The organism is Thermincola sp. GK-1, from assembly GCF_059412445.1.
Genome location: NZ_JBSQAT010000023.1, coordinates 1 through 14,664 on the forward strand (window position 1 = coordinate 1; position 14,664 = coordinate 14,664).

General features: G+C 46.1%; 13 protein-coding genes and 1 riboswitch. All 13 genes read left to right on the plus strand.

Annotated elements, in window-relative coordinates; all coding sequences use genetic code 11:
- Nucleotides 1-154: 154 nt before the first annotated feature.
- The 13 genes from ACSNJE_RS14595 to ACSNJE_RS14655 all read left to right on the plus strand — a co-directional run bounded on the left by ACSNJE_RS14595 (nucleotide 155) and on the right by ACSNJE_RS14655 (nucleotide 14,655).
- The gene (locus ACSNJE_RS14595; RefSeq protein WP_495252952.1) at nucleotides 155-1,051 is read left to right on the plus strand and encodes an HD-GYP domain-containing protein; all 897 of its coding nucleotides are present in this window, start codon (nucleotides 155-157) and stop codon (nucleotides 1,049-1,051) included.
- 24 nt (nucleotides 1,052-1,075) lie between these two features.
- Complete coding sequence (locus ACSNJE_RS14600; RefSeq protein WP_495252953.1) at nucleotides 1,076-2,335, plus strand: HD-GYP domain-containing protein; 1,260 nt, start codon at nucleotides 1,076-1,078, stop codon at nucleotides 2,333-2,335.
- A 1-nt stretch (nucleotide 2,336) separates the two neighbouring features.
- The gene (locus tag ACSNJE_RS14605; RefSeq protein WP_013121594.1) at nucleotides 2,337-2,906 is read left to right on the plus strand and encodes a DUF5317 domain-containing protein; all 570 of its coding nucleotides are present in this window, start codon (nucleotides 2,337-2,339) and stop codon (nucleotides 2,904-2,906) included.
- A gap of 209 nt (nucleotides 2,907-3,115) precedes the next feature.
- Complete coding sequence (gene secA, locus ACSNJE_RS14610) at nucleotides 3,116-5,746, plus strand: preprotein translocase subunit SecA (RefSeq protein ID WP_474659851.1); 2,631 nt, start codon at nucleotides 3,116-3,118, stop codon at nucleotides 5,744-5,746.
- A 295-nt stretch (nucleotides 5,747-6,041) separates the two neighbouring features.
- Nucleotides 6,042-6,815, plus strand: a complete 774-nt coding sequence (locus tag ACSNJE_RS14615) for a flagellar motor protein (protein WP_013121592.1) — start codon at nucleotides 6,042-6,044, stop codon at nucleotides 6,813-6,815.
- Nucleotides 6,816-6,818: 3 nt separating this feature from the next.
- Complete coding sequence (locus tag ACSNJE_RS14620) at nucleotides 6,819-7,640, plus strand: OmpA/MotB family protein (RefSeq protein WP_495252954.1); 822 nt, start codon at nucleotides 6,819-6,821, stop codon at nucleotides 7,638-7,640.
- Nucleotides 7,641-7,775: 135 nt separating this feature from the next.
- A complete protein-coding gene (locus ACSNJE_RS14625) occupies nucleotides 7,776-8,960 on the plus strand; it encodes an HD domain-containing protein (RefSeq protein ID WP_052217340.1) in 1,185 nt (394 codons plus the stop codon).
- A 133-nt stretch (nucleotides 8,961-9,093) separates the two neighbouring features.
- Nucleotides 9,094-10,210 (plus strand): peptide chain release factor 2 gene (gene prfB, locus ACSNJE_RS14630; RefSeq protein ID WP_474773440.1). Its coding sequence is split into 2 segments (ribosomal slippage): nucleotides 9,094-9,162 and nucleotides 9,164-10,210, totalling 1,116 coding nucleotides; the frame shifts between segments, so codons are not numbered across the junction.
- Between the two features lie 56 nt (nucleotides 10,211-10,266).
- The gene (locus ACSNJE_RS14635; protein WP_052217341.1) at nucleotides 10,267-11,112 is read left to right on the plus strand and encodes a YitT family protein; all 846 of its coding nucleotides are present in this window, start codon (nucleotides 10,267-10,269) and stop codon (nucleotides 11,110-11,112) included.
- A gap of 22 nt (nucleotides 11,113-11,134) precedes the next feature.
- Complete coding sequence (locus tag ACSNJE_RS14640; RefSeq protein WP_474773439.1) at nucleotides 11,135-11,974, plus strand: transketolase; 840 nt, start codon at nucleotides 11,135-11,137, stop codon at nucleotides 11,972-11,974.
- A complete protein-coding gene (locus ACSNJE_RS14645) occupies nucleotides 11,967-12,905 on the plus strand; it encodes a transketolase family protein (protein WP_495252955.1) in 939 nt (312 codons plus the stop codon). Before ACSNJE_RS14640 ends, ACSNJE_RS14645 begins: the two co-directional genes overlap by 8 nt.
- A gap of 262 nt (nucleotides 12,906-13,167) precedes the next feature.
- Nucleotides 13,168-13,254: riboswitch (cyclic di-GMP riboswitch) on the plus strand.
- Between the two features lie 59 nt (nucleotides 13,255-13,313).
- Nucleotides 13,314-13,808, plus strand: coding sequence for a hypothetical protein (locus tag ACSNJE_RS14650; RefSeq protein ID WP_495252956.1), 495 nt, complete (start codon nucleotides 13,314-13,316; stop codon nucleotides 13,806-13,808).
- On the plus strand, nucleotides 13,801-14,655 hold the full coding sequence (locus ACSNJE_RS14655; protein ID WP_495252957.1) for a sensor histidine kinase: 855 nt from the start codon (nucleotides 13,801-13,803) through the stop codon (nucleotides 14,653-14,655). The genes ACSNJE_RS14650 and ACSNJE_RS14655 overlap by 8 nt, the downstream gene beginning before the upstream one ends.
- The last annotated feature ends 9 nt before the right edge of the window (nucleotides 14,656-14,664 follow it).

Genomic DNA, 14,664 nt, shown 5'->3' on the forward strand with positions numbered 1-14,664 from the left:
GTAGCTGCCGGGTCAATAATTAAGCCTATTTGAGTCCCTACCTTAGTTGCAAGGTGGGGATTATTTTACGCTTACGTATAAAAGGGTTTTCAATATTGCCCAGTACATCGTAACCGTCTCTGTAACTGAACTTGTCTATATCAGTGCGGGAGGCATGATCGGTGATATTAATTATTTGAAATTAATGCCGCTTTTTGTGGCGGCCATAAGCTGTTTTTTCATAAACCATTTAGCTCTTACCGTTATTTTGGCATTGGTGCAAAAAGTATCTCCGTGGAGGATATGGATTACAAATTTAAAATGGACCTTACCAAATCTATTTGCCCTAACGTTGTTAAGTATTTTAATGTCCGGTATTTATAACTTTGCCGGATATTGGGGAATATCACTTTTCTTTGTGCCTTTGCTTCTGGCCAGATTTATATTCAAGTCCTATATGGAAGTCCGCCAAAACTATATGGATACTTTGGCTGCCCTCGCAAGTGCTATTGATGCTAAAGACAGGTATACCAGGGGCCATTCCGAAAGGGTTTCTGAATATGCAACTTTAATTGCACGAGCCATGAAGCTTCCGGAAGACCAGGTGGAAATGATCCAACATATGGCTTTGCTGCACGATGTCGGCAAAATAGGGATTAGCGATGATATACTGTGTAAAAGGGACAAACTGACAGCAGAAGAGTTTGAGATTATTAAAGGTCATTCCGGGCTGGGGGCCAAAATAATAGAGGCGATGGAAGACCTGGCCGTAAGCAAGGAATATATTTTATATCACCACGAACAATATGCCGGTGGGGGTTATCCCCATGGGCTATCGGGAGAAGATATTCCGTTGGGAGCACGTATTATCAGTGTTGCCGACGCTTTTGATGCCATGACGTCTGACCGGGCTTACCGACCGAGAAGAAGTTTTCATGAAGCTTTTGCCATACTTGAAGAAATGTCTGGACAGCAGTTTGACCCACAGGTCGTCAAGGTGTTTTTAAGCGTAATGGATGAAAAGCGTAAGATACAGGCGCCAACCAACTGTGATTCTGTATTGAGCATCTGAGTAACGGGAAATACGGGTGATTTGATGGTTAGCTTAAAACCGGTGCAGCTTATATTGGACAAAGTATATAAAATATTGATCATTGTCGGCGGATTTACACTTTTGTTTTTATTTGGCAATCAGGAAGTTATACTCCATTCGTGGCCTGACTTATCCCTGTTTGTTGTACTCCTGTTGATATCTAATGCCTTCAGGATCAGGCTGTCGGCAAATATTGAATATTCGCTTGCCTTTATCATTGAGCTGGTGGTTATTCAGTTATTTGGAATGAGCGTTGCTATACTGACAACGTTTATGACCGTGTTTTTGGTAAATACCGTCAAACTGGCAATAGAAAGGAAATGGCCGTTTTATAACAGCCTTTTCAACGCTGCACTTAGTACCTGTACCGTTGCGGCTGCCGGGTTGGCCTATAATTTGGCAACTGATACTATATTCGGTTTTATAGCAGCTACCATGGCTTATTTTATAACTGATATTACTTTATTGGCCGTTGTCCAATATGCGGGCCGCAAGAGGAAAATTCCCTTCAAAGATGAATGGGTGGAAATCGGTAAAGAAATATCGCTGAATTTTTTTGTGCTGGCTCCTTTGGCCTACTTAATACCATATATATTTAATTCAGTGGAAACTCAAAACAGGCTGTTTTTTGTGTTACTCTTTTTCGTACCGGTTATGCTGGTTAACTATGCCTTTCGGCTGTATACGAACATCCGCCAGAGTTACCTTAATACGGTGAAAACCCTGGTAGCAGTCATTGAAGTCAAAGATCCGCATGTGCGAGGACACGCGGAACGGGTGGCGGGATATGCATTGGCAATAGCCAGGGATATCGGATATACTGACAAGGAATTAACCAGGCTCCATTATATAGCCCTCCTCCACGATGCCGGAAAAATCGGCATCAAAGACAGAATTCTGAATAAACCTGAAGCTTTAACGGCGGACGAATATGCAGAGGTCAAACGTCATTCCTTAATCGGCGCCCAGATAATAGAAAAAATAAATTTTTTGAGCAGTGGAGCTGACATAGTCCGATTTCACCATGAACGTTTTGACGGCACCGGTTATCCGGCAGGCCTGCGAGGTTATGATATACCGGAGGGGGCCCGTATCTTGGCGGTGGTTGACGCTTTTGACGCCATGACGACGGACCGGCCATACCGGAAGGCCAAGACTAAGGCAGAGGCCCTGGCGGAACTGGAGTCTTTGGCAGGTAAACAGTTTGACCCGCAGGTAGTAAAAGTGTTTAAAAAAGTTCTGCGTAGACAGGGGGAGATTTAGTTTGTTACTTGAAACGGTGGTTGTAGCCATTGTCATTGGAGCCTTGGTAGGGGGGAGCCTCTTTAATCTTAAGCATCTTTCTTTAAAACACATAGAATTATTTTTTTTATCTTTCATCCTCCAGTCAGCATTAAACTATCTCGTGGGCAAGGGTGTTCAGTGGGCAGTTGATTACAGGGGTTATATTCATTTATTTTCCTATCTGCCATTGTTTATGGGACTTTTCCTGAACAGAGCGGTTCCGGGCATCAAATTGTTAGGACTGGGAGTTTTTATGAACTTTCTGGTAATTATGCTGAACCAGGGTCTGATGCCGGTGAGGGCTGACTTATTGCCGCCGGCCGTGTTGCAGGCCCTGGAAAAGGGAAACAGCGGTACTCATGGGTTGATATCGGACAGTACAAAATTGAAGTGGTTGGCGGATCAGATTTTTTGTCCGTTACCTTACCAAAATGAATTGATAAGTATAGGGGATATCGTTATAGATATAGGGGCTTTTTACTTAATTATTAACGCTATGAAAAATAAAGGTGATTATATCAAGTTTACCCATATAAACGGAAAACTGTGAAAAACCGGCCGCGCCGGTTTTTGTATTGTGTTGGCCCATACAGCACAGCAACTGTTAGCCGGCGGTGACGGGATACCGGGTATTGAGGAAGATTTCGACAGGTTTCCCCTACTTGAAAAGGCTTATTAAAGGTGATACAATGGAATATAGCTGATTCCTGAAATTGTAAGAATCCTTTTTTTTATTTTGTTTCTGAAGAGGGTGTAAATATGCTGGGCTTTCTGAAAAATTTTTTCGATGACAATGCCAAGGAAATAAAGAAACTGCAAAAGGTTGTTGATCAAATAAATGCTCTGGAGCCGGAAATCAAGGCTTTGACCGATGACCGTTTGAAGGCCAAGACGCCGGAATTTAAAGAGCGCTTAGCCAGGGGAGAAACCTTGGACGACATCCTGCCGGAGGCTTTTGCTGTTGTCCGGGAAGCATCACGGCGGGTTTTAGGCATGCGCCATTTTGATGTGCAGTTGATAGGCGGCATTGTTCTGCACCAGGGGCGGATTGCCGAGATGAAAACCGGTGAGGGCAAGACGCTGGTGGCCACTCTGCCTGCTTACCTGAATGCGCTTACCGGCAGGGGAGTGCATGTAATTACCGTTAACGATTACCTGGCTACCCGGGACAGTGAGTGGATGGGCCGTATTTATAAATTTCTCGGCCTGTCTGTGGGGTTAATCGTTCATGGCCAGGACTATGCGCAAAAAAAGGCTGCTTATAATGCTGATATTATTTACGGTACCAACAACGAATTCGGCTTCGATTACCTTAGGGACAACATGGCCTTGAGTAAAGAACAACTGGTCCAGAGGGACCTTTATTATGCCATCGTTGACGAAGTGGACAGCATCCTCATCGACGAGGCGAGAACCCCCCTGATTATTTCGGGCCAGGCAGATAAAGCGACGGATTTATATTACGTAATGGCCAAAATTGTTCCCAAACTGGTTAAAGATGAAGATTATACAGTGGATGAAAAGGCCCATATCGTAACCCTGACTGAATCAGGCATAGCCAAGGCCGAAAAAATGCTTGGCGTAGATAATCTTTATGATGATGACAAGATTGAACTCACCCACCATTTGAACCAGGCTTTGAAGGCCCATGCCCTGATGAAAAGAGACCGCGATTATGTGGTCAAGGATGGAGAGGTTATTATTGTTGACGAGTTTACAGGCCGTTTGATGTTCGGCCGGCGGTACAGCGAAGGACTGCACCAGGCCATTGAAGCCAAGGAAGGGGTTAAAATCGAAAGAGAATCCCAGACCCTGGCTACCATTACCTTCCAGAATTATTTCCGGATGTACGAAAAACTGGCGGGTATGACCGGTACGGCCGTAACAGAAGAGGAAGAGTTCAGGAAAATATACGGCCTAGATGTGGTGGTCATTCCCACCAATAAACCGATGATTCGGAAAGATTTGCCCGATGCCATCTACAAGACTGAGGCAGCCAAGTTCAGGGCGGTAGTGGAGGAAATTGCCGAACGCCATGCCAAGGGACAGCCTGTATTGGTAGGTACCATATCCATAGAAAAATCGGAAGAACTTAGCCAAATGCTCAAGAGAAAAGGCATTAAGCACAATGTTTTGAACGCCAAGTATCATGAAAAAGAGGCAGATATCATCGCTCAGGCGGGCAGGCTGGGGGCGGTGACCATTGCAACCAACATGGCTGGCCGGGGCACCGATATTTTGCTGGGGGGGAACCCCGAATACCTGGCCCATGATGAAATGCGGAAAATGGGCCAAGAACCTGACGAAGACCCGGAAACCTTTGCCCAACTTGTTGAAAAATATAAAAAGATTACCGATGAGGAACACCGGAAGGTGGTTGAACTGGGCGGCCTTCATATAATTGGCACGGAGCGCCACGAATCCAGGCGTATTGATAACCAGTTGCGCGGCCGGGCGGGCCGGCAGGGAGACCCGGGTTCCACCAGGTTCTACATCTCGCTGGAAGACGACCTGATGCGGTTATTTGGCTCCGATAATATCAGCGGGTTAATGGATAAGCTGGGTATGGAAGAGGATGTTCCGATAGAGCACCCTATTATCACCCGTTCTATTGAAGCTGCCCAAAAACGGGTGGAGAACAGGAACTTTGACATCAGAAAACACGTTCTTGAATACGACGATGTTATGAATAAGCAGCGGGAAGTTATTTATGAGCAGCGACGAAGGGTTCTGGTAGGAGAAAACCTTAAAGAAACGATTATACAGATGATCGAGACCTTGATTGACGGAGCTCTCGATGTTTACTGCAACAAGGGGGTCCACCCCGAGGAATGGGATTTGGAAGGGCTCCTGCGCTACAGTGAACAGTTGTACCTGCCACACCACGACATTAAGGCTGCCGACCTGGAAGACATGGGCCGGGATGAGATCAAGGAGTTACTTTTTGAACGTTCAGTGGCCTTATATGAGGCCCGCGAAAAGGAACTTGGTGCTGACACCCTGCGGGAGATTGAAAGAGCAGTGTTGCTGCGGGTGGTTGATGAAAAATGGATGGACCACCTGGATGCCATGGATCAGCTTCGTCAGGGTATCGGTTTGCGGGCCTATGGCCAGAAAGACCCGCTGGTGGAATACAAATTTGAAGGTTATGAGATGTTCCAGAACATGATCTTCAGCATTCAGGAAGATGTGATCAGGTACATCTTCCGGGTCAGTGTTGTGGAGCAACCGGCAGTTCAGCATCATAATGTTGTCGAAAACAGGTACGCCGAAGAAGAGCCGCGGCAGCCGGTGCGGGTTGGAAAGAAAGTGGGCCGCAATGACCCTTGCCCTTGCGGCAGCGGCAAAAAGTACAAGAAATGTTGTGGAGCGTCAACAGAAGGAAAATGACTCCCGCTTGAGGGGGTATGAAATACTTGAAATCGCGCGCTAAGGAGATTGACCGAAGCGCGCTTTTTTTATTCTATTTTTGGAAAAAGTTATGCGCCGGCTATAAAGTTCTTAGTGAAAAATCTCGATACTAATTAAAGTTAAGGGGTGTCAACGATGCGGGAAGGCGCAAAATTTTGTCATAACTTGTAGATGCAGGGAGGAAAAACATGGTTCGGTAGCCAATAATAAAACATGACATCAATAAATATTATTTGGTCTTATTTAAAACTAATAAAGTGCAGGTGGTTATAGGGTGGATTTAACCTCAATATTGGGAATTATATTTGGCTTACTTTCTTTGGTAGGTGGTTTTGTAGCAGAAAAGGGACATGTAAGTTCTCTATTGGCCGGTTCTGCTGCCCTGATCGTTTTTGGCGGTACGATTGGCGCCACGGTGGCCAGTTTTAAGATGGAAGATATCAAATCGATTCCTGCTCTTTTGAGGATAGTTTTTAAGGAGCATAAATACGAGGTGAACGAACTGATTGTAACGTTGGTAGGGTTTGCGGAAAAGGCCCGGCGGGAAGGGCTCCTTTCCCTGGAAAGGGAAACGGCCAACATTGAGGATGATTTCCTGCGCCAGGGCATCCAACTGGTAGTAGACGGAACGGATCCGGCGCTGGTCAGGGACATCCTGGAAACACAGATTGAATTTATGGACCAGCGGCATAAAATCGGAGCTGATATCTTTGAATCAGCGGGTGGTTATGCGCCGACAATGGGTATTATCGGTACCGTAATGGGGCTGGTACACGTTTTAGGCAACCTTTCAGATCCTGAAAGCTTAGGTCCCGCTATTGCTTCCGCTTTTATCGCCACTTTGTATGGTGTTTCTTCGGCTAACATATTATGGCTGCCCATGGGACATAAACTGAAGCTGAAGAGTAAACAGGAACGCTTCATCAAGGAAGTGGCCCTGGAAGGAATATTATCTATCCAGGCAGGTGACAACCCGAGTATAGTGGGCGAGAAACTGAGGGCCTTCCTGTCGGCCAAGGTAAGAAAGGAAACGCAAAAAGAGGTGTAAGATATGGGCAAACGGGCCAAGGAGCCGGAAAAGGCGCCCAACCACGAGCGGTGGTTGATTACATATGCTGACTTAATCACATTATTAATGATATTTTTTATCGTCATGTACACTATCAGCAACGTTAATGCCAAGAAGTTTGCCCAGTTGTCTTCCTCCCTGAGCAGGGCGTTGGTCGGGCAGAACAGCGGTTACTTTATCGGCGAGGCCCCCGGCCCGTTGGTAATCCCCGGACAGTCTGAAGGCACCCAGAAAAAGGAAATGGAAGAAATGCAAAAGGCGAAGGAACAGTTAGACGCCTATATAAAGGGCCAAAACCTGGGCGGGAAAGTTGTGGTTGCCTACGAGGAACGCGGGCTTGTCATCAGCCTTAAAGAAACCATGTTCTTTGCTATGGGTTCGGCGGAAATCAATCCACGGGCCCAGGAAGTGCTGATAAAAATTGGCCAGGTGTTAAAAAACATGCCCAATAACCTCAGGATTGAAGGACATACCTGTGACCTGCCCATCAGGACGGCCAAGTTTCCTTCCAACTGGGAACTTTCCACGGCCAGGGCCACCAATGTGGTGAAATTTTTGATAGACCGGGTGGGCTTTGACCCGAAGCGCCTGTCGGCGACAGGATACGGGGAATACAGGCCGCTGGTGCCTAATACCAGTGAAGCCAACCGGGCCATGAACAGACGCGTTGATATTGTGGTGTTACGTACTGTACTGAACCTGGCGGAGCCCAATGGCGACAAAAATGCCCAGTCCCAGGGCGAAAATGTACAGGGGACCGGTAACAGCATGGAATCACAAAAAAGCAATAATAGCAGTCCATGAGCCAGTTTTACTTATACTAACCAAGGATGCCCTATTCCGGCATCCTTTTTTGCTTAATTAAGCAGGAAAAAACAAGGAATCGACTAATTATATTAATACAGCCAATGGTGGGGGATTTTGGAAAGAGGGAGTTTTATGCAGTTGAAATTAATGTATCAAGGAGAGAAAAACGGGTGCCGGGGAAACGGCGATTGCGACAGGCCTTACTGTGAACGTGACCTGTTGATGTGCGTTGTTAAGGCTCTGGTACGGCCCCGGTTAATTCCACTGATTAATCGCTTTTTTGAGGTACAGGAGCTTTTTAAACTGGCGGATTTGATATCATTGGGGGAAAACCAACTGCATCATGTTTTACGCATGGCTGAATTTGCAGAAATGATTGGAGAGGAGATCCTTATTGAATTAGGTATCGACAAAGCAGACTTAATTACGGCTGTGCTTTTTCACGACATAGGCAAAGGGCCGGAAATAGATGATTCGTTTTTTGAGCCCCAATCCGTGAAAAAGAACAAGCCGCCCAAAAACCTGAAAAAACATGTTCCCGGCTGGGTCGAGTATAAAGAGCCCATACACCGGCACCTGGTCAAGAGTGTGCGGATTTCCGAAACGTATAATATAAAATCCGGTATTATTGAAGCCATTGCTTTACATCATCATGTAAAAATATACCCTCAGGTGTTAAAGAAAATTGCCCTGGCCCTTTCTTTGGCTCCGATGATATGTGATGATATACTTTGTTTTCGGCCGGAGCAGTATGCGGCCAAAGGCAGCAACCTGGCCCAGGCAGTGGCCGTTCTTGACCAGTTGTGTGCTATTGAGCGGAAGTTTCAGGGCAAGATTTACTTATTGGCAGAGCCGGAGAAAATGGAAGACGAACTGGTAAAAGAACTGGTCATAGGGGTGGCGGGACCTGAAGATCCCAGGTTAAAGCTACTGAATATAAAAATCAGGGCTGGGGCAACGGTAATCCTGTTAGATTTAAAATGCTTTGGCAAATTTGTCCAGTTGCACAGTGAATACGAAGTGCAGGGGACAAAAAGGGAGATATTGAATACCATCAGGTCTGTTGTCCGCGTTCAGGACAGGAAACGGGAAAGGGATGTGGTAGGACTGGTAGGAGGCGATGAGTTCGTGATTATAACCAACGTTGAGGACGAAAACATTATTCGGCTGATAATCAAAAGAATAACGGACGCTGTCAAAGCGCGGACAGGATTTGAGTTTCGGGTGGGATACGGAATGGGCGGGTCCATCGCGGATAACTTCCACGAAGCCAGGACCAGGTCCAATCTAGAAAAAAAGCCAAAATTTGTAATTTAGGCCGGCGGCTGCAGCAGGCCTGTTATTTTTGACAAAAAACAGTCTAAAAAGTATAATAAAAAGTATTGTGGAAAGTAGAGTCAATAGTAGCTAATTTTGTTACTATATTAAACAGGATTTTGGAGGGTTAAAATTGATAGCGGATTTAAAACGGGATTTGATTGAACTGGCTGAACGTTTGGAAGAATTGAGGGTTTCTCTTTGACATAGCCGGTAAAGTTCGGGCAGTAAACGTACTGGAAGAAAAAACGGCTGAACAGGGATTTTGGGACAACCCGGTGGAAGCGCAGAAAGTAATGCGCGAAATCAATGACCTTAAAGATACCATCGAGTTGTACAATACCCTGAAAAGGCAGTATGATGATGTTTATACCCTCTGGGAATTGGGCATGGAAGATGACGACCCGGACGAAATTGAAAAAGAAGTCGCCCGGGATATCAGGCATTTGCGGCACAATATAGAACAGGCCGAATTAACCCTGCTGCTGGGAGACAAATACGATAAAGGCAATGCCATCATTTCCCTGCATGCAGGAGCCGGTGGTACAGAAGCCCAGGACTGGGTACAGATGCTCCTGCGGATGTATACGCGGTGGGCGGAAGAAAAAGGTTATAAAATAGACACCTTGGATTTATTGCCTGGAGATGAAGCCGGCATAAAAAGTGCCAGTATTTCTATTGAAGGGCCTTATGCCTATGGTTACTTGAAATCGGAAAAAGGCGTCCACAGGTTGGTGCGGATTTCTCCTTTTGATGCTTCCGGACGGCGGCATACATCTTTTGCTTCCGTGGATGTCCTGCCGGAGGTAGATGATGAGACGGAAATTGTTATTGACCCGGCTGACTTACGTATAGACACTTTTCGTTCCGGTGGTGCCGGGGGGCAGCATGTCAACAAGACTGATTCGGCTGTCAGGATTACACATATTCCTACAGGCATTGTAGTCCAGTGTCAGAATGAACGTTCCCAGCACAGCAATCGTCTGAAAGCCATGAAGTTGCTGCAGGCAAAACTTTTGGACCTGGAGATTAAAAAAAAGGAAGAAGAATTGAACAAATTGCGGGGTGAACAGCAGGAGATTGCCTGGGGCAGTCAGATTCGCTCCTATGTTTTCCATCCATACAGCCTGGTCAAGGACCACCGGACCGGTGTTGAAACCGGCAACGTACAGGCCGTTATGGACGGAGAAATTGATGAGTTTATCGCGGCCTATTTGAAGAGCCGGATAAAAAGGGACAATCCTGCCTAAAAAGCCTGCAGTTGAGGAAGAATAGTATTACTGCTCCTTCCAGAGGTGAATTTTTTATGACTGCAAAGGTAGTAAGGGATTATATAGGGATCACCGTTGGAGTTGTAATTATGGCCTTGGGCCTGGATATGTTCCTGGTGCCTAATAAAATTGCTGCCGGCGGTGTAAGCGGCATTGCCACGCTTTTATATTATCTTTTCAGAGTGCCGGTGGGGATGGCCATGCTGTTGATAAATGTTCCGCTTTTCCTCACGGCCATTAAAACGCTGGGTTTCGGGTTTGGCGTTCGTTCCCTGTATGGAACAATTGCCCTGTCCGTGGCTGTTGACCTGCTGGCTCCTTATGTTCCGGTGCCCACACACCAGCCGTTACTGGCTTCCATATATGGAGGAATAGCTGTTGGCATAGGTCTGGGGTTAGTTTTTCGTTATAAGGCAACCACGGGCGGCACTGACCTGGCTGCGGCGATTGTCAATAAGTACCTGGTTTGGGCCAGTGTCGGGTTGATACTTTTCGGTATTGATGCCATGGTTATCATAGCAGCCGGTTATGTATTTAACGCCGAACTGGCTTTATACGCCCTACTGACTGTTTTCCTGACCGCCCGGGTGATTGACGTGGTGCAGGAAGGTTTCGGTAGCGCTAAAGCGGCGCTGATTATATCTGATAATGCCGAAGAGATTGGGCAGGCGATACTGGAGAAGCTTGACCGGGGGGCTACGGCCTTACATGGAACAGGTTTTTATACAGGAACAGACAAAAAAGTCATTCTGTCAGTGGTCACCCGGGCCGAGATTTCCGGCTTAAAAGAATTAGTTCATCAAATTGATCCCCGGGCCTTTGTAATATTGACCGATGTGCATGAGGTGCTTGGCGAGGGGTTCAAGGGAAGCATTGCATAGTTGGAAAAGGAGTGACGGTTTTATGAATGAAGCCAAACTGCAGGAGCTGGCCCGCAAGGCTAATACGATTCGGCAGCATATTATTCGCATGGTTGGGGAGGCAAAATCCGGGCATCCCGGAGGCTCTCTGTCCGCTGCCGATATTGTTACCACCCTTTATTTTCATGAAATGCGCATCAGGCCCGAAGAACCCCAGTGGCCGGACCGGGACCGTTTTGTTTTGAGTAAAGGGCATGCGGCCCCCGTTCTTTATGCTGCTTTGGCGGAAAAAGGTTTTTTCCCTGTTGATGAGTTGCATACTTTGCGAAAAATCAATTCACGCCTGCAGGGGCACCCCAGCATGAAACACCTGCCCGGCGTGGAAATGTCAACAGGCTCCCTGGGGCAGGGGTTATCAACTGCAGTGGGGATGGCCCTGGCCGGTAAAATAGACAGGAAGGATTTCCGGGTTTATGCTTTACTGGGTGACGGTGAGATTCAGGAAGGGCAGATATGGGAGGCAGCCATGGCGGCCGCCCATTATAAACTGGACAACCTGGTCGGTATTCTTGACCACAATGGTCTGCAGATTGACGGGCCAACCTGCGAAGTAATGTCACCGGAACCTGTGGCCGATAAATGGCAAGCGTTCGGGTGGCATGTGGTAGTTATTGACGGCCATGATTTTAAACAAATTATCTCAGCCCTTCAGGAAGCGCGCCGGGTAAAAGGAAAACCTGCAATGATTATAGCCAATACCGTAAAGGGCAAAGGAGTATCCTTTATGGAAAACGAAGTTGGCTGGCATGGTTCGGCACCTGATGCGGAACAGGTTCAGCAGGCCCTGGCAGAACTACAGGGGGAGGTAGAACAAAATGAGTAAAATCGCCACCAGAGAAGCGTACGGACGAGCTTTGAAAAAACTGGGCCATATCAATAAAGATATAGTGGTCCTGGATGCCGACCTGGCCAAATCCACCAAGACCATTGATTTTGCCAGGGAATTTCCTGACCGTTTTTTCGACATGGGCGTAGCGGAGCAGAACATGGTGGCCACGGCAGCCGGTCTGGCAGCAGCCGGGAAAATACCTTTTGTCAGTTCTTTTGCCGTTTTTGCGTCCGGGCGGGCGTTTGAACAAATCAGGAACTCGGTTGCCTATCCCAACCTAAATGTAAAAATTGCCGCCAGCCATGCCGGTATCAGCGTTGGGGAAGACGGCGCCTCCCACCAGTCGGTGGAGGATATTTCCCTGATGCGCACCATTCCCAACATGACTGTCATTGTGCCGGCGGATGGGCCGGAAACGGAAGCGGCCGTACAGGCGGCGTTGGAAATAAAAGGGCCTGTCTATATCAGGCTGGGCCGGTTGGCTGTCCCGGTGTTGTTTGGTGAGGACTATAAATTTGAACCGGGCAAAGCTGCCATCTTAAAAGACGGAAATGACTGTACCGTTATGGCCTGCGGCCTGATGACAGGGGTGGCCCTGGAAGCATGGGAGATCTTAAAAAATGAAGGTATCAACATAAAAGTAATCAACATGCATACGATCAAACCTATTGACAGGGAGGCTATAATTGAAGCGGCTAAAGAGACCGGCGCTATCGTTACTGCTGAAGAACACAGCGTCATCGGCGGCCTGGGCAGCGCCGTGGCCGAGGTAGTAGTGGAAAACTGCCCGATACCCATGGAGCGGGTAGGGCTCAAGGATACCTTCGGCGAATCGGGCACCCCGGCTGAACTGCTGGAGAAATACGGCCTGACGGCCAAAGATATTGCTGCCGCCGTGAAAAGAACTATCGCAAGAAAAAAATAAACCTACTGGGACTCTTTCACAAGTTTTCTCCCCACACTAAGAGCTGTCTAAGTGCCCTGCGCCTTGTGTTTGAAACACGGGGTGCAGGGCATTTTTGGACAGCTTTCCTATAATCCAAAACAATTATGAGGGTGATGATTTTCAACCGAAAAGCAGTATTATGTCGAATGAAGTAAAAAAAAGACGAACGATTGTTGCAGGAGGACTGCTGTTTTGTCGAGAAATTAAATTATACATATCTTTTTCAAATTATAGTAATTCATATAAAAGTTGGCAAACTTCGCGAAAGTGAAGGACGCAAAGCTATGGGTCTACGGCCAGGGGAGGCTATGATTGCCAGGTTGCGGTTTTATTAAAGCCTATTTCCTTTGGGGATAGGATTTTTTATTCATGGAATGAGGGTGTGCAATGGTTGTCAATTTATGTTTAATTCTATTTCAGTCCTTCCCGGAAAATATACTTGTTATTTCATCTGGTTTGGTTTTAACCGGTTTAAGGCCAAGGCTTCCCAAAATAATTATTATAGCAGCAATCACTTCGGTAATATCTCATATAGTACGCGCTTTACCTCTGGCGCCGGGGCTGCATATCATTTTGCAATTTCCTGTTTTAGTTATGTTAGTAACCTGTTTTTATAAGCTAAATATCATATATGCTATTCTGGCATCTTCTATAGGTGTAATTGGAATAACTTTATGTGAAATGATATTAAATCCGATATTATCCCTGGTTACGGGAATACCTATTAAAGCAGTACTAAAGGACCCCTTTTGGCGTTTCGTCTTCCCTATACCTGAATTTATCCTGATGGCAATTTTAGTTTACTTTTTATTTCGTAAAAGAATTACCCTGTTTGATGTTCAGGAATTTGAAAATTTGGAGCATGTAGAGAATCATGAGTAATAAAGGTTTATTTGTAACGTTGGTTCTTTTAGGGCTGGTTTTGGTTTTGGTTTCCATTCAGTTTTATTTTCAGACTGTTATAGATGGTGTCACTCAATTGGATTCCCCTCAGAGATTGTTATCAGTCGTTAATGGGGTAATTTTCGCCATTATACTCTTTTCGTTCTTTTTCACCCGAAAGTTGTTACAGGTGGTAAAACAGGAGAGGATGTTGCAGGTTCAGGAGCAATATATTGATTATTTGCGGGGTTTGATAAAAGTAATAAGGGTTCAGAGACACGATTTTGTTAATCACATGCAGGCAGTTTATGCTCTTTTGAAAACAGGGGAGATTGAAAAGGCAGGCAAGTATATAGAAAATCTGTATGAGGACGTAAAGATAACCAGTGAATCCTTGCGCATTAATATTCCGGAAGTATCGGCTTTGCTTTTGGTGAAAAAGGGTATTGCGTCTGCCCAAAATATATCATTTATCATCGAAATTGAAACCGGTTTGGAAAAAATCAGGCTAAACCCGATAGAGCTTAACATTGTTCTTGGCAATTTAATTGACAATTCATTCGAAGCCGTAAGAGTACTAAATTCACAAGACAGAGAAGTGACGCTGAAGATTTTTGATACCGGCCGGCAATGGGTAATTCAGGTGCACAATCAGGGATACATTGCTGACGAGATAAAGGAGAAGATTTTTGTACCGGGGTTTTCCACTAAAGGGGAGGATGGCAAGCGGGGATTTGGTTTAGCTTCGGTAAAATCCGTGGTCGAAAAAAATCACGGCGAAATTATTGTTTGCAGCAGACCGGAATGGGGTACGAGGTTGACCATTCTTTTTTCGAAAGAAAGATGAGAGGTGATA